General features: G+C 65.8%; 2 protein-coding genes. One reads left to right on the top strand and one right to left on the bottom strand.

Annotated elements, in window-relative coordinates:
* Positions 1–532 precede the first annotated feature (532 nt).
* Positions 533–24,733 carry a hypothetical protein gene (locus tag ABD366_RS36615; RefSeq protein ID WP_344443221.1) on the top strand — a complete coding sequence of 8,067 codons (24,201 nt, stop codon included), beginning with the start codon at positions 533–535 and terminating at the stop codon, positions 24,731–24,733.
* Between the two features lie 547 nt (positions 24,734–25,280).
* Here ABD366_RS36615 and ABD366_RS36610 read toward each other — a convergent pair.
* Entirely contained in the window at positions 25,281–25,979 is a 699-nt protein-coding gene (locus ABD366_RS36610) for an SDR family NAD(P)-dependent oxidoreductase (RefSeq protein ID WP_324767139.1), read from the bottom strand.
* Positions 25,980–26,071 lie beyond the last annotated feature (92 nt).

Raw genomic sequence — 26,071 nt, 5'->3', positions numbered from 1 at the left:
TTCACTCTCCCGCCCCTGTCCGCCTCTTGAATCCACGGCGTGCGGCCCGGTGCCGGGCTGTGCCACCGCCCTTCACGACGAGTCGCCGGGACTCTTGGGATCGAGCTCGGCCCCACTCCATCGTTTCGCTATTTCATTTGGGCGGATATTTCATTTGGAGGGTCTAGAGTTTTCCTTGAGGTGCCATGGCTGAGCCGAGCCGGTAGTCATGGGCCGTAGCAGCGACACAGAATCCGGTAATCGCTGAGTCATGTGGCTGGGTGCGCGACGAGTAGCCGTCGCCCAGGCTCCGAATACCCCTGGATCTAGGGACAGACCAAGGGGGAAGGGGGTGTGCGCCGTGCTGGGGTCGCTCAGGTCATGGGGCGGTGGTGGCCGCGTTTCGGCCGGGCGGGGCCCTGCGATCCTGCGTGCGCACCCGTCCGGCCCCGCACGGCTGATGCCGCGCCCCCATGCTCCGAGTGCTCCACGCCGTATGCCGGTCGGGGCCGTCGCCGGTGCGTTCCGCGGGGGGTGCTGGTAGCCCGTGGCGGTGGATCCGTTTCTTGACGGCATCGTGGTGATGCTGACTGGTATGCATGTTCCGCGGGGGAGTTCTGCGCGTTTGCGGAGCGAGGTGGAGGTTCCGCATGCGGCTCTGGCTGCGTCTCTGGATGAGTTCCAGGAGGCGATCGCGGATATTACGCGGTCGGTGTCGGGGACGGTCAGTGGTAAGTGGGGTGATGCTTACGGCCAGGCGATGTCGACGTTTGGTACGGGTGCGGGTGCGGATTATGTGAAGAGTCTGAGGGATACCGCGGCGAAGGTTGCGAACTACGCGCGGGAGACGGGTTATCAGATCGATTACACGAACCGCATGATTATCGCTCAGGTGGTGCAGTTCCTGGTCGAGTGGGCGATGACGCTGATCCTGGCGGTTTTCAATCCGATCGCGGCGCTGATCGATCAGACGTTTTTGCGGGCGTTGTATCAGTTGATTTTGCGAAGTTTCCTGTTGCGGTTGTTGGCGCAGGTGGCGATGTTCGAGGCGCTGAACGTGGGTCTGGGCGCGGCGATGGATGTGTTCGTGCGCTGGTCGTTGGCGGGTGAGGGCAAGTACACGGAGAACGGCGGCCAGTATCTGAAGCAGGCGGTGGCGTTCGGTGCGGTGCAGGGCGCGCTCATGGTGTTCGTGCCGTATGCGGGTTCGGCGTTGGCGGGGCTGTTGGCGAAGGGGATGGGCAAGGACGTTGTCGGGTCGATCGGGAGGGCGGTCGACGGTGCTGTGCTGGGGGGTGGCTCGGAGGGTGTGAAGGAGGCGGGGGGCCGGCTGGGCCGGGAGGCGGGGGATCGGGATGTGGTGGGGCCGTTGGGTGGGCTGGGCCGGGATCTGGGTGTCAGTGCGGTGGGTATGGCGCAGCGGTTCGAGATGGGTGAGGTGGGTGCGTCGGTCCGCGGTGGGTTCCGGGCGGATGTCGGTGATTTGTTTGCGCGGGATCTGGGCGGGGTGATGGGGACGGACGCCGCGCGGTCGTTGGGGCAGCGATGGGCCGAGGGGTTCGTGTACCGGTTCGGGAAGAAGGATCTGGGCGAGGCGTTGTGGCGGAGTCTTGATGATCTGCCGGCGGTGGCGGGTGGGGGTTTGCGGGGTGCGTTGTCGCATGGTGTCGCGGATGCTCTGACGACTGACTGGGGCCGTAAGTTCAGCGGTTATGCCGGGGACGCGGTGGCGAATGTGGCGCATCAGAATGTTTCCGAAGGCACGTACAACTTGTTCACGACGGGCCGGTTCACGACGTCGTGGGAGACGGGCGTGGCGGGTGCGGGGGCGGGTCTGCTGGGGCACATGCTGACGCGGAACGCGTTGAGTATGGGTGCGGGGATCCGGGACAAGCTCGAGGTGTGGGCGAAGCCGGAACTTCTGGCGGGGATCCGGGCCGGTGGTGTCAACCCGCTGCCGGGGCCGGATGCGCCGCTCAATGACGGTGCGAACGGGTACCGCATCGGCACGGTGGGAACCGGCGATCCCGGCACGGTCGGGGGCGGTGCTGGTGCCGGGGGCGATGCTGCTGTTGTGGAAGGCGGGACACGGCTCGCGGATGCCGGCCCGGCCGGGTCCGGCGGGTCTTTCGGTGTGTCTGGTGAGGCACCGGTGGGCTCCGGATCCTCCGGGCGGGCGTCGGACCGAACCGGCGCGGAGCTCCCCGGCTCGGATCTTCCCGGGACCGAGACCCTCACCGGGACGCCGGGCTCGGGTCCGGTGCGTGGTGAGGAGGCGGGGGCACCGGAGCCAAGGGTGCTGCCGACGTCGTCGGCCGGTCCTGGCGCGGAATCGGGAGCGGTCCATGTCGCCGGGGACGTCGGCCGGGCCGCTGACGGTACGGCTACGGCGCCTGACGGCGGCGAGGTGCTGTCCGGTTCGGGACGTGACCCGGTCAGTGGTCTGGATCAGGGGTCTGCGCCGGGAGAGCGGCCGGTCACGGACTTCACGGCGGCACAGGCACAGTCGAGTGTGCTGATGGCACAGGGTCCCCAGAGTCCCCAGAGTCCCCAGAGCCCCCAGGGGCACGGACAGGGGCCGCAGGCGAGTCAGCGGCCGGCCGATGCGGCGACGCGACGTGGCGACCCGACGCGAAACCTGGCGGACACCGGAACCGGCGCGGGGCAGTTCGCCCGTGAGGAGGGCGTATCCGACCGCAGTGGCGGCCTGGGCGGTCTGGAGGCCGCTGCCGACCACGACGTCACCGTGCCGGACACCCGCGACGGCGACGCCCCGGGCGACCTCGACGCGCCCAGGTGGTTGGCGGCGGTCAGTTCGGGAATCCGTGAGCCTCAGGTCGCGGGCACGGATGCGGGTCCCCCCCTACGGCAGGCCACGGTCTCGGAAGACCCCGCAGGCCGCGACCGGGAGCCTCGGTCACCACGGGCGCGGGAGACGACAGGTCAGTTCGGGGAGCCCACGGCGCATGGGCAGCCGACGGCGGCGGAGCGGCAGAACCCGCCCGCGCAGGTTGCAACACCCGCACCGCAGGCGGGAGATGAAACGCCCGCTCAGCAGGCCGAGGTCGGCGACCGGCATGAGGATGGTGGAACCGCGGTTCCGGACGCGTTGTCGCCCTTGTATGCCTCCATCCCGCCGGCGGAGCGGGCGCAGGCGCTGGAGCAGTGGTCGGCTTACCGGGCGGAGCGGGATGCGTTCTACGAGCAGCGGTTGTCGGCCGAGGAGCGGTTCCAGCGTGTGGCCGGGGATGTGTCGGCCGAGGTCGGGCAGGAGAGCGGGCGCTTCGCGCGTACGGATCTGTTCGGAGGGCGGTACGCACAGTCCGGCGGGATGGCCCGCGAGCATGCCGAGTCCAGCTACCGCGAGGAACTGCGCCGTGTGCACGAGGACCTGACACGCCGGGCCGGGCCCGCAGGGGTGAGCGCGGAGCAGTGGCGAGCGGCCCACGACCGGGTGCGTGAGGACATGCCGCGCTTCCTCGCCCGGGGTGCCGAACGGGAGCGTCACGCGGAGATCTTCCATCGGGACTTCGACCGCACGGTCAGCGAATTCCGTGCGACAGATCCGTTCGGCGGGCTGTATCTCCCGGCCGAGGAGACGCCCGGGGCCCGTAGCGGCCAGGAGACACCGGAGACCGCCCCGGACAGGGAGATCCAGCAGGAGGACCTGCTGGAGGAGGCGGAAAAGACCGATGTCCCGCACTCTCTGCAGCAGATCAGAGCGCGGATGCAATTGCGATACCTGCGCGCGGTGGACGAGGTCTACCGCACCGGGGGCGACGGGCTGCCGGGCGACGAGCGCTACGGCCAGGCGCTCGATGAACGTATCGACGCGCTGCGCGAAGAACTCGCCGACCAAGTAGCGCAGTTGAGCGAGCGGGAGCGGCATATCGAGCAGCATGCTCGTGCCACGCGCCGGTTCGACGATGCGCTGGAGCAGTGGCAGGACGACATCGCCGGCGGCGGTCTCCTCGACGAAGCCTCGCAGGCGAAGGCGCGTGCGGATTTCCAGCAGGAACTGCGCACGGTGCACCGGGCACTGCGCCGTGCCTCGGGCGCCGACCGGCCGGCGTTCGCCTTGCGCTGGGGAACGTATCTCGACCGTTCCCTGACAGAGTCAGCCCTGCGCGAGCGGTTCATGTACGCGGAGGTCCGTGAGCAGCGGATGGCGCAGGCCCGCACTTTCCTCACCACGGAGTTCGACCGGTTCGAGAACCGCCGTACCAGTGTGGAGGAACTGCACGAGGCGGGCCGGGAGCGGGTTCTTGCACAGTGGGACAAGGTTGTTGAGAAGGCGATCGACGAGGACTGGTTCGGCCACCAGGGTCGCCATGACTTCCGGGTCCCGCCCACCGCCGAGTCCCTCGACGCCGCCGGGCTGCCGGAAGTCGACGGCGCGCGGGAGAGCGCCTTCCCGGCCGAAGACGATGCCTGGACCCGTCCACTGCCCACGCTGTCCACCGACGATCCGCGGGCGCAGGGATCCAGGCGATCCGCAGGATCGGTCGGCAGACAGCGGGATGCCGGGACCCGCTCCTGGCGGGACGCCTTCGATGACTTGCGCGCGACAGTCGAGCTGAGACTGCAGCACGAGGCAGAGCTTCAGGGGATCCTGCATCACACCGCCCGTGACTTCCATAACCTGGTTGGTCATCCCGACAGTCTCGTACGTCGCTACGACGTCGACGAGGAAACCCTCGGGCGGCTCGGCGGGGATTTCCGTTATGAGAGCATCACCCGCTACGACGCCATCTGGGCGCGCACCGAACACGACATCGAGGCATGGCTGCGGCACGAACGCCGTCACGAGAACGGCTTCGAGGAGACACTCTCCACCGCCCGCGGTATGCAGGAGGGTGCCTCCGCCGCTCACCTGCGAGCGCAGGAAGCCGCCGCGCGCAGTACGCCGCTGGCAACCGACGCCCCCACGCCCCCCGGCACCCGTCCCGGCGAGAACAACACCTCCGAGAGCACCGACCCTGCCCCCACCGTCGACAGCACCGACCCGTCGGACACCCACCCGTCGGACGCGAACCAGTCGGACAGGGATTCGGCTGATGTCGGAGAAGCGGTTCAGCGGGCCACGGCGCAGAACCGTCCCGCCCCGGCGGCCGTGGCCGGTCCTCTTGCCGAACCCACTCGCCCCGCCTCCCAGTCGCAGAAGCGGACAGAGACCCAGCACCTGGACACGCAGGATCAGCTGGTCCAGGAGGAGCCGGCCGCACAGGACACCGCGGTCGTCGGCGACCTGACGCGCTCGTCCGCCAGCCGGGCGAACACCCGGAGCCGCAACGGAGACACCACTCGCGAGATCTCCACGACGCCGACGCAGGGACACCTCACTTCCGGTACCGATACTCAGTGGCGCGAGCACCTGAAAGCCCAGGTCGTCATCGAACTGAGCAAGGCGACTGGCTGGACCAAACGAACGGTCGGAGTCGAAGAGGTGATGGGCTGGCAGCGCGAACTGTCAGACATGCAACGCAGGGATCCGCTGAAGAAGCAGGCCCAGACCATCGCAGACCGTGTGCTGAGCGGCGGCGAGCAGGGACGGCTCAATGGCGGAGCAAAGAAGAAGGCCAGGGCCGCGACCGAGCAGCCCTCGGAGTCTTCCTCCACAGCAGCCACCTCCGCCCAGCCGCAGCACCAGCCTCCGGCACATCTTCGAGCCCAGGAGGGCCCCGCAGCGCAGAGGCCCAAGGTTCGGGAAGAAATCCTCGAAGCCGTACGTAGTACGGCCGCGTGGCAGCGACTCAGGCTGGACCAGCAGAAAACGATCGCCATTGGTGTTGACGTCACTGAACTGATTCCGAAGATCGCACATCTTCCGACACTTTCGCTTGCAACAGTTGCTTCTGCTGTCCTTGCACTGCACCAGGCAAATTCTAATTTCCGGGAGCAGATGCTCCAAAATCCCTATCTCGTGTACATGGCGATGAAGCGTCCCCTCCTGATGAGGAGATTTCTAAATGACGGTGTTCTGCTGGAACGAATGAGTTCGGCTCCTGCAGTTTCGGAGCAGTTGACTCAAGTGATTCACCTTTGGGACGACACCTATCTTGAAAAGTCCGTTTCGATCTTGCGCAGGGAAGAGGTCGTTCGAGAACTGGAGTCCGACTTCGAGTTGCGTAGAGCCGTCTTCGTGGATGCCTGGAACCTGCTGGCACACTTCGACGGGAATCTTGGTGTTCTACGAAATCTGATAAAGGTCACGACAGGTCTCACCCGGCTGGGTCACCAGTCACCAGAATTCGGGTCAGCCGTGCTGCAGGCAAATGATCCTGTAGAGGCGCTGTGGAATCTGGGATCCGAGGTAAATCTCGTCGAGGCGTTGCTGACTCAGCGCCACAGGGGTCGAACAGGATCTATAGAGTTCTATCGAACAATTCTTGAGAATGATCGAATCAGATCAATCCTTCGGCATAATCCAGAGCGACAGAACGTCTTGTTGTCCGATGAGCGACTGCTGAGTATTGCGCAGTCTGAGCCTGCCTCGATTCGGCACCTCAGCCGTCCACAAGCATCGTTCTTGACCGATGTGCTGGAGGACCTGCCCGAACTTGCTGTTCGGCTGCTATCCAAAGAGGAGTTCATCTCCGCGGCAATTGACAACGCCCACGTGGCTGCCGCACTCTCGTCCGATCCGCATCATTATGACAAGGTCGACGACGATAATTTGTCCGCAGCTCTCGCGAGTACTCGGGATCCGTCTCCGCAGCAGGAAAACAGGAGAGTGCCGGCGGTACTCTCGCCGGCAGAGATCAATAGCAAACGACCTATAGAACTGCTGAGTTACATCAGGCAGATGAATGCGGCAGCTGAGACTGTTCTCGGTAGTAAAAGTGAGGCTGACAAGAAACTCGCTCTGTCTGTGATGGGGCGTGAAAGCCTGATACGCATATGGGCGCATCACCCGACCCTCCCCCGTTATCCGCATTCGGTGCGGAGGATGCTGCATCCCAAGATGGAAAAAATACAGCTACCGGCAGATCCTAAAGCCGCCCTCATGGCGCTTCAGCTTGCGTCGAGGCACGAAGCCATGTACGAGAAGTTTGATCGAGGGCAGGACCTCGGGGCGATAGAGGCATTCAGTAGTGAATTGACAATCAATCCGGGCTTTTTCGATGCAATATACAGAAATCCGGGGCTGGCCTACCTCTCCTTCAACCTGCAATACCTTGTCCGTCCGGAGCTGCTCACTTTTCTCAAGGCGAATCCGTGGTTGGGTGCGGCAGTGGAACGCTCTCCCAATGTTGAATATGTCCTCAGGGTGCTACGGGACATTTCTCATCTGAAAAATCTAGAACCCATAAAAAATGCTGCTTCTTTCGGTGACCTAGACGCTACGGATAACCTTGCAAGTCTTCTTCACCCCACCCATCTGGCGATCCTGAACATTCTAAGGGATCGAGCCATCGTACGAAATAAGGAAGATTTGGAGGGTCTGGCCGACAGGATCTGGACTGCATTCACTGCAGGGAATTCTTCCTTTTTGCGGATCGTTCACAGGAGTCCGGAGAGTGTGAACGGATTCGACGGGGAGGACTGGCTGACTGTGCTCAGCCATTTGATGATCGCCCCTGATGTTCCAAGTATCCTTCTTCCTCGTAGTAGCGAGGTGACCGCCGGCCACTGGAAATACTTCTTCTTCGACGGTGCGCTCCTCCGGGCCATCGGGCGACAGATGCAAGGGCCGATGGTCGACGAATTGACAACCCGTGCGGAAGTCCTGCGAGAGGCTGTTGCCCGACCTGCTTTTGTCAAGGCATGGGAAGATGATCCTCAAAAATTTGATGCTCTCGCCACGCAGATAAGCGAGGCGGATGGTGAGGACCTGGACCCCGCACGAGGCCTCCTCGCAGCGATAAGGGACACCGGGCAGCGGCATGTAGCCGCTGACGGATTCTTGATCGATGATGAGGAACGTGTTCACCAGGTGAGTCTGTTGGTGGGGAGCATCGTCCGGGGGGATACCGCTGCGGCGGCCGAGCAATTGCTCCGGGAGAACGGAGAGCAGACAAGCGATCTGCGGTCCGTGCTGTCCCGATACGAGCGGATCCTGGCTGACGGGCGACTGAAGAAGGCGGTGGTCAGCAGCGAGACCTACGCTCTGGGAGCCTTCTTCTACGAAAGAGTGGCTGAACTGACCGAGGTTCGCCCCTCGCTGTTGGACCTTTTTGAACGCTCGCCTATGGTGCTGCACCAGGTGATGAAAGTGAGGAATCTGGCAGACCTCCTTATTCAACATGATGAGTCATTCATTGCCTTTACCATGGATGATTCTCTGCGGCAGAATTTCAACAACTACTACGTTGAGGTCTACAAGCAAAACCCTAATTACCTCAAGGTTTTCGAAGCCTACAGCCAGTCGTTGTTGCTCCCGCGGAATCAGAATTTCGACCATCTGATGAGGCGCAGTGTGCCCGCAGCTGAGGCTGTTCTTCGGAGCCGATCGGCCTATACTGAGCTGATCAGGTCTCCGGAATTGGTCGCGGTGTTGGGCTCCGCGCCCGACAGTGTTGTGCGGGCTGTTCTGGCGACTGAGGGCCGACTGTCCGCATCGGCGCACGATGTAAATCTGGTGGCGGCTTTGCAAGGTGTGCCGGGTCTTGCAAAGATTCTTGGGGAGCGGCCCGAAGTTGCGGGAGAGGCGAGGGCCTGGCGGAATCTTCTGGAGAACTCTCGTCTGTTGTCGAAGCTGGTTGAGTACCCCGGTCTCATGGCTGATGTGGTGACGAAGAAGTTGCTGCCGGTGGTGTCGGTGGCTCCCGAGTTCGTGGATGTGCTGAATTCTGCGACTGATGGTGTCCGCAGTGGACTCACCAGTCAGGCTGTGCTGGATTTGATTCGTGCCAAGCCCGCGGTTGCGCAGGTACTGATGACTCATGACGGGTTGCGCGCGGCCGTGGTGGGCCTGCGGGGTATGGCGGAGTTGCTGCGAGCCGATCCCAGTTCTCTTCCCGCATTTTTGAGGAGTCCTGAGCTTATTGAGGCGGTGCGTGCAAACAGGATTCTCATCGATGTAGCCAGCGCCAAAAGCGGGGTCTGGCTGGTCATTCAACGGCATCCTGTGTTGGCTGGATTCTTGAACCAGTCTCGGAGAAAATTTCTGGAAAAACATACCGGCGTGATGAGTTCCCTCCTCAGGGTCGATAAAGATTTTGTTGTGGAGCATGCCGAGGTGTTGGTGCGGGCCATCGCGCGTCGGGGCTTCGCTTCGTTGCTCGAGGAGCACACCGATTTCGCACGGATGTTCTGGGAACAGCCTCTGTGGTGGGGGCGTGTCGCTGGAGACGCAGAGTTCACCGATACGGTGCGTCAGCTAGTTCGGGAGAATGCGCCGAGGTTCGAGGAGCTGGTGGCCGCTGCTGATGTCACGCGGCTGCTCGCCGCGATCGACGAGTCGCAGAGAGCTGCCCGGGGGACTGGTGCCGTATATCGGAATCCTGATATGTCGCAGTCGGCTGTGGAGATCCGTGTCGAGGCCGGTTCAGTCGCTGAGAGGGTGGATCCGGGGTCTCGGGTTCCAGGTTCCTCCGGTTCACGGGTGGACAGTGTGGTGGTCTTGCCTGTCGAGGTCGTGGATCTGCTGGCTGACCGGGCGATCTGGGGAGAGGGGTCCGATGCTGACGCGGGTGTTGGTGTCGGTGGTGCGCTGGAGCGTCATCCCGGGTTGTTGCCTCTGTTGATCGGGGCGCCGTCGGCGGCCGAGGATGTTCATGCGCATCCGGATCGGGTGGCCGGATATGTGGTCGACGAATTCCTGGACCATGAGGCTCCTGCTGGTTCGTTCGGCCGGCAGTTTGATGAGTTCCTTGGGTCGGTTGATATCGCTTTGGATGATGATTCCTATAAGAAGGTGAGTGCGGCTGGGGCCTTGGTGTGGAGGGGTGTGGTGGAGGAGCGAGAGGGTCGGTTGGCTGATGAGCGGGCTGTGCGGGCGGGGCGTTTCCAAGCGTTCCGTCCGGCCGATGCCAGGACGTGGGAGCACAGCGGTCGGGTCCATTACCCCGTCGGACGCCTGGGATCTGACGCTTTCACGGATTTGCAGCACAGTGTTCTGGATGCCATTGCCGGTTCGGGTACGAGTGTGCGGGAGTCACACCTCGCGATCAATGTGGGTCTGCATGCTCATCTGGATGGTGGCAGCGGGGGTGTGGCCTTCTTCTTCGCGCTTGCTGCGGACGGGCTGGTAGACACGGTTGTATATGCGAAGAGTGTCGCTCGAAGCGGTAATCAGTACCGCTGGGGTGGCAGCGGGCAGTATGTGGATGGCCCTCCGTCCTTGGAGGTGGTGGCGAATGCCGCTGAGTTGGTGAAGTCCAGGGACCTTGTCGCCCGTCGGCAGGTATTGGGGAGGGTGGAGGCTGTTCCGGTGGCGCGATCCGGAGCGGGGTATGCCGTGTTGGAGCCGGCCGTCGAGGCGCGGGCGCGGGATGTCGCGGCTGGGTCGAAGGCTGTGTCGGAGGCGGTGACGGAATATCATGCGGCGCTTGACGCGCTGTCGTCGGCCGCACGTCGTGCCAAGAAGGACAAGGCGCTGAAGTCCCGGAACGCGGCGGGGAGGCTGGTCGGGGCGGGCATGAGGCTCCGAGCATTGGGTGCGGATGTGTTCACCCGGGGTTGGGAGACCGTGTCCGAGGCGACCTCGGCGTCGGCGGAGAAATTTCTCAAGCAGGAGTGGTCGGCGGGGCAGGGTGGCCATGATGTGCTGCCGGGCTGGTCCGAGTACGAGCGGGGGGCTGTCGCGCTGGCCACGGAGGTGGCGGGTGAGTCCGGAGGCCGTGCTGTCGCCCGGCACCTCGTGGCCCCTCCCGAAACACCCCGACCGGACGTGGCTCCCTCGTTGCAGTACCGGCCCAGCCGCGGCGATGATGTAACGGTCTCGGTGGAGAGCGGCGCGGGCATACGGCTGTGGCGGTTCTCCGGTGCCGATCCCGCGACGGTTCTGGGCCGGGGATTCCCAGCGGGTGAAGCGCCCCGCGACGCCACCCTGTACGAGTGGGCCAGGGACACTCCGGACGCAGGGCTCGTACCCACGCCGCGTGATCGGCAGCTGTGGCACGGCGTCGCACGCTACCGATACCAGGTTGACGCGGATTCCGGCAGCGCCCCCGTCAGCGTGTTCGACGCGCTGGAGCACCGTACGGGCGAGTGGGACACGGGGGCCGGAGAGGTGCGCTGGCGGCCCGGAGACTGGCAGGCCCCTGCTGACGCGTCCGCGCCGGTCCACCTCAGCTGGCACAACACCCTGCTAGCAGGCGCCGCAGCGGATGAGTCGGCCTACGACGAGACTGCGGCCGACCCTCTGTTCGCTCCCGGTCTGGGCCCGGTGTGGGGCTTCGGCCAGGTGCGTACCGACCGCTGGACACCGTTCGGCGGCCGGGGCGACGAGTCCGGGCGCGGACCCGAGGCCTTCGTGTTCACCCCGGGCGGGAACGGAACACGGCCGCGCGTCACCCGACCCGCTCGTTCCGGTGAGCGGACCGAGGTCGGTTACGACTGGGCGTGGCATCGCCGCAGCGCGGCCGAGCCGGGTGTTCTGCGTGTGACACGGCGGATCCACCTACGGCCCGAAGGCGTCTCCCGAAGCGAGCTGAGCGCTGTACGCGCGGCTTTCACCCTGGCGCTGGAGCAGGTGGTGAACCTTCCCGGCTACCGGCTGCCCCCGCTGCAGCCCGGAAATGTGCCAGGGCCGCGGACAGTCGGACCCAACCTCTTCACCTCTGTCGAATTCGTGGACAGTGCCGAAGAGGCGCACGGCACGGTGACCGTACGCAGCGGACTGCCGGACACCGAGCGAGGCATGGTCCAGGACGTGTGGTTCACCGGCGTGCATCCGGCGGCATACGTGCACGAGTACCTGCACGGTCTCGGCGTGCTCGACGACCTGCTCGCGCCGGAGGCCCTTCTCCGCCCGGGGAACCGTGGCGAACAAGCGGTGCCCGAGGGCCTGTCGAGCGTGATGGGGCCCATGAGCGGGCGCACCCTGCCGAGCGAGCTGTTCCTCACGCCCGATCACCTGCGCCAGATCAACGATGTCCTCCTGCCGCACGTCCATGCCGGGGGCCAGGCCGTCTCCGGGCAGGTCGTTCCCGCACGGGCACCCCTGGCAGCGAGTCCGCGGTCAGAAGTGGACGTCGCTCCGTCCGTGCCCGCCGGCTGGGCGGCGCTCTATCCTCTGGTGCACGGCGGGCGACGCGGTACGGCGGTCAGCGGTGCGACCATGCCGGTTGCCACCCACCCGGACGACGACGCGCACCACGTCCCAGGATCGCGCGCGAGTGATCCGCTGCCCCGGCTTCGGACCGCCTGGCAGCAACTGAGCGACATACGCGACGAGCAGGAACGGACGGAACACCTCGACCCGGCGTCTCAGCAGGACCTGAACCAGCGTCTCGGGAGTGCGCGTGCCCTCCTCACCGATTCCGGCCTCGCCGCCTCCCACTTCCTGACAGGCCCGCAGGACGCGCTGGAACAGGGCGTGCGCCGACGCGAGAGGCTGTTGAGCCGCCTGGAGAGCTCCGTCACGCAGGCCGAGGCGAAGGCGGCCTCCGGCTCCCGCTTCGCCGACCGTCTCGCCGACCTGCGCGAGTTCCGGCAGCGACTGCTCCAGGAGACGGCCACGATCCGGACCGAGCTGGACCGCCGCACCGAGGCGACGCGCGCGAGCCAGAGCATGGTGCCAGGGGCCCGGGAGATCGAACTCGCCCGCTTCCTCGCGATGGATGAGTACGAGGCGGAGCGTCAGTTCGACCTTCGTGCCGCGGCGCTCACCACCGAGCTCGGGCGCGTCGATGTTCTGCGGTCACGGGGCGGGAAGGGGGCCGACGGGTACACCGAGATGCTGCGGCGCCACCAGAGGCACATGGAGGAGGACCGCGGTCTGCTGCGGGCCATGCGCTCCCGGGACGGCCTTCGGCATCTCACCGACGCGCAGCGCACGGCTCTCGTGCTGGTCGAGCGCAAGGCTCAGGAGCTGGTGGGACGCGAGCGGGAGATCGTCAGGCAGCACCTGGCAGAGGGGGACTGGACATGGGCCGCCGGGTACCCGACGCGGGGCGAGGAACTGGACCAGCTGCTCGACCGGGTGCACGAGCATCTGCGGGACCGGATGGAGCTGGTGACCAACTTCGATCTGGGGCGCGAAGTCAGGGGCGGCACTCTCCTTCAGGCCCTTACGGGAGACGCGGACGGACTGTTCCGCAACTACTGGGAGACGCAGTCCTCGCAGGCTCAAATGAACTCGGCGATGCGCGGAACCCGAGAGGAGAGCATGGGGTACGCGGCTCTCCTGGGCAGAGACGTCACCCTCGGAGGCACCTTCCAGAGCCGGACCCCGAACGCTCTGCTGGACGAGTTCAACCCGTCCGCCGAGGCGGTACGGCAGCTGCCTAAATACGCGGCCCTCGTCTCCCGCCTCCAGCAGGGCGGTGCGACCGAGTACGGCAACGCCGTCTTCCACTGGAAGAAGGACGTCGCGTCACGGATCACGCTCACGCCGCGCGACAGTTGGTTGGAGGGAGCACAGGGGGTCCGAGGAGTGACGAGCCGGGACCACCTGTTCCCCCTGCTGGCGCACGGCGATGAGGACCCGGTCAGGCTGGCCTTCGCCGAGGCGACCGGCTTCGTCCACGATCCGGAGCTGCGGGAGCAGCTCAGCGCCGGCATGTTCGATCAGCGTGGCTACTTCGAGGCACAGATCCACGGAGACCTGTCATGGTCGGACGTCGAGGAGATCGTCCTGCGCCACTCGGGCGAGGACGAGGCGGTCCAGCTCGGCCGCAGGCTCACGGAGTTCGCCGAGGCGGGGGCGCACACCTTCCGAGTGCGGCTGTCGAGGATCGGAGTGCCACAGGATCTGTCGGATCCGGAGACCGAGGAACACGAGTCGCAGGAGTCGCGGGAGCAGGATCAGTGGAGCCACACGGCAGTCTCGAAGGGGGTACTTCCGCCGATTCCCGCAGGACCGCTCCCGGTGATCCCGGAAGAGCCCCGGGCAGAGGAAGCGGCCCAACTGCCCGCTCAGGAGGACGTGCCAGGCTCCGCACCCACGCCCGGTCTCCTTGTCGAACCCGTGGTGGGCGCCGCGCGCCCGGCGGGAGCCGTACCGGTGGAAGAGCTGTTCGCCGGGGCGTGGACGGCGCACGCAGGCGACCGGCCGCTGGCCCTGTGGTTGCCCGGCCCGCACACGGGGACACCGGATCGGGACCGGGCCACCCTCGCCGCGCTGCCGAGGCTCGTCCCCGAGCAGACCGTGCTCGTTTTCGGCGAAGTACGCGAAGGCGCACTCTTCGCCGACGGCCGGCCTGTGACGGCGGAGGGCCTGGCGAGCCTGATCACGGCTGTCACGGGCGGCATGAGGGCACCGCTGCTGACGATGCCGGGAGCCGACCAGGTCGCGCCGCAGCTTTCCGAGATCCTCGGGACACCGGTCATCGCCAGCCGCTACGGCATGGAGATCGATCTCGACGCGGGCACACTGAGCGAGGCCGACGCACCCGAGGGCCTCGAGAACGGCACCGGCTTCCGACTGTTCGAAGGGCAACGCGCCGGCAGCCGAACGTACTTCCTGCGACGACAGATCACCCTGGAGACACCGACTGACTCAGCGACCGCGTTCGACGCGGCCGCCCAGGAGCGGACACCCCCGACGACCGAGTCCTCCGGGACGCCTTCGGCGCCCGGCTATCCCATCGACGTCGATCCCATGGTCAGGTCGATCGGAGTGCCGAGAGCGGGACTGCCGTACCTGATCGACGTGGTGGCGCGGCTGCGCGTCATGGTCGAGGAGAGCGGGCAGACCGTCTCCGAGTCGTACTGGGACAGCCTGCCGCAGCGTCTGCTGAGCAACTACCGCTACCTGGTGCCGGGTGAAGGGGACTCCGAACCCAGCGGCCTGATGGTGCCCCTGGGCAGGGTCGAGGCGCTCGTCACGCTCGATCCACGCGACCCACATGCGGTCTCCCACGTCGCGGGGGCGTACGACCGTTCGTGGCTCCGGCAGACCGAAGACCCGGACTCGGTGCCCTCCACGGATGCTCAAGCCCATCCGCAGGAGACGGAGGCGAGTCCAGGACCGGTCGGCCTCGTACCCGACCGTCCCGCCGGACCTGAGCGCTTCCACGCCAACGAGACGATCAACGCCTCGTACCTCACCGGCGCACAGGTCCAGTCCCACTCCGGCCCCACGGGCGCGACCCGGGGCGGGCTCTCGATGCAGTACGTCGTCGCCCCCGGCGTGTACCTCTCCGCCGGCGTCTCCGGTGTCGCCAACTCCTCTTTCCGGTCCACCACCAAGACCGGGGACGCCGAGGGCGGTCACGTAGAGGACACCAGAGCCGACTCGACGATGATCGCGTACCGTCCCGACTGGTCCCTGCGGGTGCGAACGGACAGGAAACAGCCCTGGAGGGAGATCACTCCCACCGAGGTCAGGCCGCAGGGGGAACAGCGGCTGTTGTTGTACGTACCGGACCACTATCTGCAGTCCGCCCCCGACCAGATCGTCGCCACCGGCACGGGTGACCTCGCACACCGCCTGCCCGCCGTGCACTACGCCTCGGGTCTGACCAACCTGCCCCAGCTGTTCGACCACATCGAGGACTCGCTCAGTCACAAGGGGTACCAACTGCCGCTCGGCAGCGTGACCCGCAACGAACTGCTCCAGAAACTGTGGAACCTCGACTCACACCTGGACGACGCGGTCAACAAGGAGGAGGGCTACCGCTTCAGTCTTCACGACGGGTCAGGCAGGCCGATCGCGGTGGTGGAGTTGCACTCGAAGCGGCTCCAGCACAGCCGCCGGGTCGGCTCGACGAGCGACGTCGCCCATGTGGAGAACGTCAGGACGGCGATCGACGGAACGGGAGGCACCCATACGGTCAACAACTCGACCACGCTCACCGTGCCGGCCGTGACGCTCGACATATCGCCGGCGTCGCTCGCCCACCCCGATCTGGGCCTGGGCGTCAGCGCCTCGCTCGCCATGACCTGGGGCAACTCCGACAGCATCAGCTCGGGACGCACCGGTCTATGGGTCGTGGTACCGCGGTACACGGGATTCACCGCCGGCTACCGGGTGGAGTTCGAGCACAGTGCCGTGGTCGCCGTTCGGGGCGGCGGCACACTCACGACCTCCCCGGTGTCCGGCCAGGGACTGGTCCGGATGCCGGAACCACTTGCGTTCAGGTACGGATTCCAGGTGGACGAGGAAGCGCTGCGCGACGATCAGGTCGTCGGCCCGAGTAGGCCGCTGATCACGGACAGTGCCACGCGGATCGAGGAGACCCACGGGGCCGGCGGAGCTGCCGAGCCGACGACGGCCCGGACCGTGGACGAGCCGGCCATCACAGAGATCACCGACCCCGAGGAGATCGCCGCGCTGGCCGGGCGGGACGACATCGTCCGGCCCTTTGAGATCGTCGAGGCCGGCAGTGTCACGCAGACCGCGCCGGAGACCTCCGAGCACACGATGACCATCCACGAGGGGCCGCTCGGCCGGACCGTCGAGTACCGCCCCGACCTGCTGCGCGCCGCCGGGCGGCGCCCCGGGGACCCCGAACACCTGGAGGTCCCCCCGCACGTGGCGCAGGGACGGGGCATCGGCATGGGACTCGTCGACGTCGACGAGGAGACCGTGCGGGAATTGCACGACCGGGTGGCCGGTGAGCTGCAACGGCTCGGCTTCCTGCCCGCGGACACCAGGGCACCGCTGGCCGGCGGCCACTGGTACTCGCACGGCAACCAGACCGACTCCCGGCTGAGCAACCTGAACATGCTGGAGAAGTACTTCAGCGCCCGCGGCATGGAATCGCACTTCGACCAGATCCACCAGGACGGCCTGGTGCTCACGATGTACCGGCGCCGGGGCATCGCGGGCATCGACCTCGATGTGGACGCGGTGAAGATCACGCTCAAGGCGAGCGGCTCCTCGGAACTGGCCCCCCGGTTCGAGGGTTCGACCGCCGAGTTCCACACCGTCAACCTCGCCATGGGCATGGACACCGCCGGACAGTCCACCGGGGGCAGCACGAAGGCCGGGCTCAGCTTCCGGTTCAAGAGCCTCTTCAACCAGCTGAAGGGCTCCGTGACCGGCGTCGACCTGATCCGTCAGATCGGTGCGACCGAAGGCGTCTCCTACCTCAACAACCGTCCCGAACTGCTGGAGTATCCAGGCGTCGTCAACAAGCACCGCCTGTTCAGCGACTACACCGTCACGATGGAACTCCAGCACAGCGGAGTACAGGGAGAGATCCGCAAGGGAACCCGCAACCCCGGCCCCATCAGGCTGGAGGGCCAGGGCGCCCTGGCCTACCTGCTGCCCCTCGGCGACGTCAGCCGTCCCGGCAAGCCCGGCCTGAAGACCCTGGCACAAGGCCAGGACACCCCGGGAAGGACACCGGCGTCCGTACTCGACCGTGCCGTGGTGTATTACGTCGACGCCACGGGTCTCCACGAGGCGGCCACCTCGGTACTCACACCGCTGATCGGCCCGCAGGGCAACGCGGACCAGGAACTGCACTCGCTCACCAACACCATCCAGGTGAAGGCGCACTTCAAGGAGATCGCCCATGGCCAGCTGACCACGGACCAGCCGTTCAGCCCCGGCTGGTTCAGGGACACGTTCGGCATGGTCAATCTGCGGGCCGAGCTGGGACCCGTACAGTTCGCGGGCGCCACACCCGACAAGTTCGTCCTCGGCATCATCATGCTCTCGCTGCTGCAGACGAACACCTCGGACACCGGGACCACGGGCCTGAAGTGGGTCCAGGCCGATGTCACAGCCGGAGGCCCGACCCAGGCGGACGACCCCGGCAGCACCGGAGCGGTCCAGGGGACAGCGGACGCCGGCCGTACCTGGCAGCGCAACATCTCCTCCAGCGAGGGGCGCACGGGGGGCAAGGAGCTGATCCAGCTCGACTTCAACCGCGGCTACGCCTTCCGTACGACGGTCGACTACTTCGTCGCCAACCGCCTGGAGAAGCACAGCAAGCTGCTGCCGGAAGTGCACCATGTGGCCGACGAGGCCGAGACGAAGGTAAGCAACACGGCCCTGTTCCTGCTCTCCGAGCCCGAAGCGCTCGAACAGTACGGGAAGGACCTCCTCCCCGTCTCCGACGAGCAGCTCGTCGATGTGATGAACCGCTGGAACAAGGGCGAAGCCAGGCTCAGCGGCAACACGGTCGCCGCCGTCCTGTCCCGGTGGGTCAGGGAGACCGCGACACTCCCCGACGACCTGCCCGCACCTCTCGACGCGGAGCGCACCGAACTCGCCCACTCGCTCGCGCGACTCCACGAGAACGGCGGCCTGCCGGTCCTGGACGACACGGTCAGGAACACGTTCAACGGGCGTTTCGGGACGGAGCTGGAGAGCCCGGCGGAGATGAGGCGCAAGAATCCGCTGATCGAGCTGAACGACTTCAACGACATCCAGCTCCCCGAGTACCTCACCCGCGACGACGACGGCGGCCGGACCCTGGGCCACAGCGGCATCCACGACCTCAACTACCAGGACGGGCGCACCACATACGACATCGTGCGCGAACAGGTCGAGAAGACGGCCCCGGGTCTGCTGGCCTCTGACCCCGAACTGTGGACAGCCGGGGGACGGCGGATCGGCCGGGTCCAGGGCGGGGTGAACTCCCTGCAGGCCCTGCTGGCCAAGGGCCGCGACATGGCGATGTGGGACGAATTCCTCTCGCCCAACGGGCACGCCCTCTATCTGGTCAACCCGATCGGCTGGCTGCTCACCGACATCGTGGAGATCAAGCTCTCGGACGTCCTCGAAGGCGCCCCGCAGATATACGACTTCCGGCCCGGCACCGGTATCGAGGTGTACGGCCACGGCTATGTGAGCCAGTCGCAGGGCTCCTCCCGCGACGGAATCCAGAGCTTCACGCCCCTGAAATTCGGCGGCAGTGAGACGAACGCCTTCAACAGCGCGAGTGTCGGCTTCGGGCAGGGCCACCACCGGAGCGTCACCCGCGCCGAGAACGCCGTCACCGAGCAGACGATCTACGACTGGAACGCCAACTACCTGGCCCGGTTCCGGCACACGTTGACCGCGGAGGTCAGGCGCCTGGACATGGCGGGCCGACCGCTCAACAACCTGCTGGCCGGGTGGTACAGGGCGGGCGAGCCCACCCGATCAGCCGTGAACCGCACGAGTGTCTCCGGCCTGCTCGACCTGCAAGTCCCGCGCGGACTCGCGGAGTTCCTGCCCGAGTACGGCCCCTCGCTCCCCCGCGACCTGCGCCCCCTGCCGCCACTTCCGGGCGACGCCTACGTCACGGGCACCATGCTCGACGACGGGCTGCCGGCCGCCATGAAGCTGATGCGACAGCTCTTCGGCCCCGAGGCCGACGGAGCCGTGACCCGCACCAGCCAGACGCTCCGGCAGCTCATGGGCCGTGCACACCAGACCAACCACATACTGCAGGCGTCAGCGGGCAACCGATACCTGCTGACCGACAAACTGCATGTGCCAGGCCGCTCCTCCACGCGAGCCAGGCTGTACATGCGAGGCGACCTTTTCGACCTCGAAGTCCTCGGCCCGGTGAAGGGCACGGGTGCGGGCCGCTACATCAAGCACCAGAGCGGCACGACAGCCGGTCAGACCACCGACCGCTGGCGTCCCTCGGCCAACGTGAACTCCTCCGCCACCGGCGCCATCCACCAGCCCGAGCCCGGCACCGACGGCCAGCCGATCCCCCCTTACACAGCGGAGGGCAGCACCGTGGCCACCCGTGTCACCGCCGGCAGCGCGGCGGACGCGGGGACGGAGAACTACCGGCGCGAGCAGCACGTCAAGCAGCAGGGTCCGCTGCAACTGGTACGCATGCGCGGCCGCTACCGGCTGGAGGCCGAGCGGTACGCACGCCACCTCCTGTGGCCCAGCACGCGACAGCGGGGCATCGTCCGCAGTGACGCCTTCACCGGTGACGTGTATGTCCAGCTGTTCCAGGCCGAGGTCGAGGAGTTGCGTGCCCGCCTCGAGGAAAGGGAACAGCGGGCGAGCCGCGGCGACCTGGGCTGGCTGGAACTGGAGGAGGCGCCCCGGTTCGACCTGGCTTCCCTGCTGCGAGACGCCGGCAGGACGCGCGCGGCAAGCGCGGACCGGGCCCACCAGACCGTCGCCCGGCTGATCCGCCAGCAGTCCGACGGCGCGTTCGACGGGGTTGTCCTCACCCTGGACTCCGCCGCCCATCTCACAAACGCCTCACAGCAGCAGCCGCCGCCGGTGAGCACTCCCCCCTCGCTCAGTCTCTACGGGCTGCCCCATGACTACCTGGTCCGTGACCTCGCGCATGAACTCGACGTGCACGTACGCCTGGACATCAACGGCGGGGACGGCACGGTCCGTCAGCGCTGGGCCGATCCGTCCGGTCACGTGTACGCGTTCGATCCGCTCGATCCCGGCGCCGACAGCCCTGCCCGGGGCGGGCTCACGGCGGCGGACGCCGAGGGCGCTGGACTGATCACCGGGGACCTGCGTGAGAAGGCGGACGAACTCGGGTTCGACAAGTCGGAACTCGGCGAGATCTACCGGACCTCATGGCAGCGCCGACGCAGTTTCGCCGACGCGCTGTCCGTCGAGGTGTCACGCAGGCAGGCCCGGCTCGACACCGATCCACGCCTGGCCTCGCTGTATCGCGATGCTCTGCGGCTGGCCGAAGGGGAGGAGGCGCCGGTCAGGACCGGCCAGGACGCCGGGTTCGCGCTCGACGGGCTGCGCGAGCTGGCACGCGACACCGAGGACATCAGCCCCGAACGGCTGGAAACCCTGCTGAGGTCCGTCAGTGATCTCCTGCCCGCGAAGGCACCCCTGCCAGAGAGGGAGACCGGGCCGGTGACGGCCGCCGTGCCCGTCGAGTACGAGGAGCGCCTGCGCCTGGCCTTTCGGATTTCGCCTGATGCCAACCTCGCGGCGACGCACATAGAGAGGGAGTTGCTGGAGGCTGGAACCGGCGCTCGCGCGCTCGTGCTGCCCGAGTTCTGGGGAGAGGGTGTCGGCAGTCCGTTGTACGCGGTCAATCTCCGCCATCGTGTGCGCTGGTCCCACGCCAGGAGCGGTGTCCTGATGTCCGCTCCGCAGTCAGACGCCGGCTTGGTGTCATGGATGAGCGTCGATGCCGAAGGCAAGATGATCAATCCGCCCTCTGAACTGTCCGAGCTGGGCGATGAGGCGACCCACTTCCCTGAGCTGTCCCTCGGCAACGATCTTCTGAGCGTGCTGGGACTCGTCGAGCGGGTGGCCCCGCGCCCTGTCGCTGCCGCTTCAAAACCGGTCCTCGACTCCACCGGAGGCGACGCGTCCGGGGGCGTCGCTGAGCGATCCGCCCCCTGGGTGGGCATGGCGCTGACCGAAAACGACATCACGAACGGGCAGAGCCAGCGGATTCTCAGGAAGCAGCTGGAACGTCTGGACCCGAACACCCCGGGCCACGCACGGGTGCGGGCCGTACTGGACACCTATGAGCGGTTCCGCCCCACCGCTGAGCCGGAACCGGTGATCGCGATGCCGGTGCCCGAGGCCGTGGCGTCGGCACACGAAGCCGTGACATCGACAGCCGAAGTCGTGACACCAGCGCCTGAAGCCGTGGTGCCGCCGATCGCCACCGAGTGGCTCGACGCCGCCACGGGGCGCGATTCGAGCCGGCCGGCGACGTGGGGCTCCGAGGGCACCACCCTTGTGCCGGAGCAGGGACGGACAACCACCCTGCCGGATAGCGGCTTCGGAACCCATGGGGGTGGGTTCGCCGTGCCCAGGGTGGACATCGACCATGGCATACCGGAGAAGAACGTCTCACGTTTCCGGAAGTTGAGCAGTGAACTCAACCTGGTGCTCGAGGTGCGCCCGACCGATCCGCACGCGACCGCGTGGCTCGACAAGGGGGCGCTGCCCAAGCCCGAGGCGGTGAAGGCCAAGCCGCTCGACGCGCTCGATGTCCACCTGGGGGCGGACGAACGGAACCTCGGGCTCGTCGGGTACTTCTCACCTACCTCGCCGCAGCGCACGGCTCTGATGGACGACAGCCTGTGGGACGAGATCCAAACCCGCGGCCGACGGCGACTGCACGAATACCGGGTACTGGCCCCCGAGATGGCTGCCCTCGCCGAGCGGTTCCCCGTGGTCGACGGCGTGGTGCATGGATACAGCAGCGAGGGAGAGCTGCGCCCGCTCACCAGCGACCACGACATCTTCGACATCTACACGCCGGGTGGTTCCCCGCTGACCCTTGTGCGTGACGAGGGTGCCGTGGGCGCGATGAAGGCGGGCCGCATGGGGGTCGAGCACGGGGCTCTCACCTACTGGAAGCCGGAGACATCCGAGGGTCGGCACATATCTGAAGAGGTCAACCGCAACCATGCCTCGGGCCGGGAACCGGTGGTGGTCTTCCGGCCGGGGGAAGAGCTCCAGGTGACGTCTGCGGCGTCGTCACGCAGGGGCTCGGCCCATCAGGCCGAGGAGATCTCACCGACGCCGTCGCTCGCGCTCGCCGACCGAGTGACAGCTCAACTCATGGGTGCAGCCGAGAATAAAAGAAGGGAAGTACTCGTCAGGGGAGAGCTGAACAGACTTGCGCTCGAGGCAGTGGCGGAAAGGGTGGTCCGAGACGCCGCAAACAATGACTGTGTGACATTGCTGGCAGAATTCCTGACCCAAATTCAGCCTCAACGCGAACCGTATACCGGAGTGCGCGCGGCCGGATCGGTAGACGATTCCGTCATCGGGCTTTCAGGTGCAAAAAATACAATTATTCCAGGAGCTGCCTGGAATAGAATATCCTCGTGGTCGCACGTGGCTGATTCTCTCAGGAGGGAATCAGTGCGAGCCAGTGCTCCTGCTGTTGCATTGATCATATGGAGGCGTGGTTCCGGTGCTGACTTCCTCCAAGATCGGACCGCCTCTATCGGGCACGCGTTCGCCGCTGTCGCCGAACCCGATGGGCGTACTTGGTGGCTTGAACTTCAACGAGCTTCGGGTAACCGGGTATCGGTTCACGCACCCGCCCGGGACGCCCTCCATGCCGAAGCGGTTGTAGTTTCCCTCGGGCGCGTATCCCCGGACGCCCTGTTGATGAACACCGATAACCATTCCTCTGACGTCCTTGATCGAGTCTCGGAGTCGGAGTCCACTGCGCGTTCGATCGTGGATAAGCCCTTGGATTTGCGCATCGGTGCAATGGGATTCGAGGTGGAAAGCTCCATCGTTCTTGACTCGAAGGAAAGTGACGGATGGTTCTACGCGGATGACCTGGTCCTGTCCAAGAATGTAGTGATCACTACAGACAAGTTCAGAGATGAATGGGTTGCCGAGGTCGTCACGCGGCCGATCAATGCGCTGAGTGGTGAATCGGAATGGGCTCAGCGGGAGCATGTGTTCGGGGATGTGGTGGAGGTGTTCAGGCGCTTGAAGAAGGCCAAGCCCGGAACCCCTCTGGCGAAAATCTTCCCCAGGGGCGACGGGTTCTCGTTGACGAAGGAAGGGGAGTCCGCCCGTCGTGGCCCTGAACTGCATGAGGGCAGGTTGTCGATTCACATGACGGTCGGAGTCCCCTTGGTCGGTCTTGGCCCCCTCCTTGAGCTGACCGCAGAGCGGACAATGTTCAAAAATGCTCCGGGCCATGTAAACCTGCAAGGGGGGCGAGAGTTTGCGGATCGCGTTGTACGACGTCTGCCGCAGGAAATACGGAATTCCAAATCGGACCTAGACGCATTGCATGGCTATACGTGGCTTCTCTATACGCAGGTGGCTGCGGTCGCATACACGCTTCTGTCTGAATCGGGGCTGGACGCCAAGAAACTTTCTCAGGTCGCTTCTCGCACCTCCATGTCGGCGCTGCGGGAGTCGCTTTCCCGCCCGGTCCGGGAGTTCCTCCGGGATGAGGGAGGGCGGATAATCGATAAATTCGTCACGCAGTTCCTGAAGGATAATGGTCAGGATCCGGATCTCTACCTGGAGGGAAAGCAGGGGGAACCTGCAGTGTTTCTGGCGAGGAGCAAAAAAGGATTTTCGATACTGGACTATCTCAAGAGTGCACTCTTTGAGGAACCGTCGCGCGGAAGCACTGCAGCCATCAATCAGCGGGTGATGATGGGTGTGGGAACTTACTTCGAAAAAATGGACGACCATCACGGGACTCGATCGACCGTTCCTCTTGCGGTAATAGAACTTCGAGCTTATGGCGATTTTGATCGTGCGCTGGTTCGCGGTTGGAATACTTACGAGAGCGAATTGTCCGCGTATTACAAAGAAATTATGAAACTGGCTCAGGATGCCGACTCTCGTGCATGGAGGGAAGAAGTTGATAAGGGTCGCCCCGACCCGCGGTGGAATACGCCTGTCGCGCGAATCGATTTTGCGGAGAAGGACAGGCTGAATATCTCGCCGGATTCCTCCGGTCCCCTTGATGATTTCTTGTCGAATATTATGAAGGAGGTGTGGCGGCGTCGTAAGGAAAACCTTCCGGGTCTCACCATTCACGTGGAAGGTGGGGGCAACGGAAGCGATGCGGTAAAAACCGGTATGGAGCGGGCGAAGGCCGTAGAACTGCACCTGCGGAATCTGCTCGCTCGATTTGCGGATCGATGGGGACCGGATTTCATCCCGACTGTCCGAGTGACGTCGCGCGGTAAGGACCCGTCAGAAAGTCGGATGCGCCTCGTGGCGCCGGCGGGTGCCGTCGACCGTCAGGCCAGGCGCTCTGTCGTCGTGTGGTCCACCGTGGTGCGGGGGACCGCCGGGTAAGGACGATTTCTCGGCGCGCCCCGGATCTTTCGCCCGTGCTCTGCCCGCGATAGCGGGGTGTGATCCGTCCCGCACTGACTGGGCTGCGATCCGTCGAGTGAGCCGCCGGTCGCGCGCAGGCCTTGGAGGGCCCCGGAGCGGGAGATGCCGGCGCAGGTCGCTGAGCAGTACGGATCACGCACGGTCGACGCGCTGATGGCGACCGTTCTCGGCCACTACGATCGGCTGTGGCCCCGCGTCGAAATAAAGCTCGATGCCATCGACAGCTTGGACATGGACCGCATGTGTCGACGCGAGTGGCGGACAGTGCGCCGCAGAACCGGCCAGTACGGTGGTCGCGGAATCCGACGCGCGGACTACGGTGGGACGGTCATCCGCCGCCGATGACCCCTGGTGCCGGCTCATCCACGGGGAATCCCGCGACCAAGCGCCTCGGCAGTGCAGACCAAAACGATCAGTCAGGCTCCGCGCGACAGCCGCACGAGCTGTGGTGGTGTCGCGACACCGTGGACGAGCACAGGTACGAGAGCTTCCGCGGAGGCCGGGGCTACCACGGCACAACCCCCTCGCGGTCGAGGAAGATGCCGGTCGGGCCGTCAGGTCCGAGCGTGGCAAGGCGCACGATGGCCTCCGAGCCCTCGGCGACGGTCTGGGTGCCCATATGTCCGTTGAACACGGTGTCGGTGGGGCCGGGGTCGGCGAGATTGATGCGGAACCGGGGATATGCCTCGGCGTACTTCAGCGTGAGCATGTTGATCGCCGCTTTGCTGGGCTGGTAGAAGGGCATCGGATGGGCATGCTCGATCGTGGCCGGGTCGACCGAGCGGCCGAAGGAGCCCATGCTGCTGGAGACGTTCACGATGCCGGGCAGGGATGACTTCTCCAGCAGGGGCAGGAAAGCCCGGGTCGTGCGCAGCGTGCCGAGGTAGTTGGTCTGCATCACGTACTCGGCGTCCTCGGCCGTCACCTCCAGCATGTTCGTGACGACCGGACCGGGAACGGCGGCGTTGTTGACGAGTACGTCGATGGAGCCCTCCCGGGCGAGGACATCCGAGGCGGCGGCGTCGACCGACTCCTGGTCGGTCACATCGATGCGCACGAAGCGTGCTCCGAGTTCGGCCGCGGCCGCCTCGCCCCGTTCGGCGCTGCGCGCGCCGAGGAGGACATGGTGGCCGCGCTCGATGAGCTGGCGTGCGACCTCGTAGCCGATGCCCCTGTTGGCCCCGGTGATGAAGGTGGTGGTCATATCGGACTCTCCCCGCATGTCTCGAACGTGTGCCGGTGTTATCGGGTGAAGGCTTGGGAGGTGATGCCGTTGATGGTGGTGTTGCCCTGCTG

Source organism: Streptomyces kunmingensis, assembly GCF_039533535.1.
Lineage (GTDB): Bacteria > Actinomycetota > Actinomycetes > Streptomycetales > Streptomycetaceae > Streptomyces > Streptomyces kunmingensis.
Note: the sequence above shows the minus strand (reverse complement) of the source record. Positions and strands in the feature narration are given on the sequence as shown.

Excerpts from the sequence above, each read along its gene's own strand:
- ABD366_RS36610 (WP_324767139.1), bottom strand. The coding sequence starts at position 25,979 with ATGACCACCACCTTCATCACCGGGGCCAACAGGGGCATCGGCTACGAG.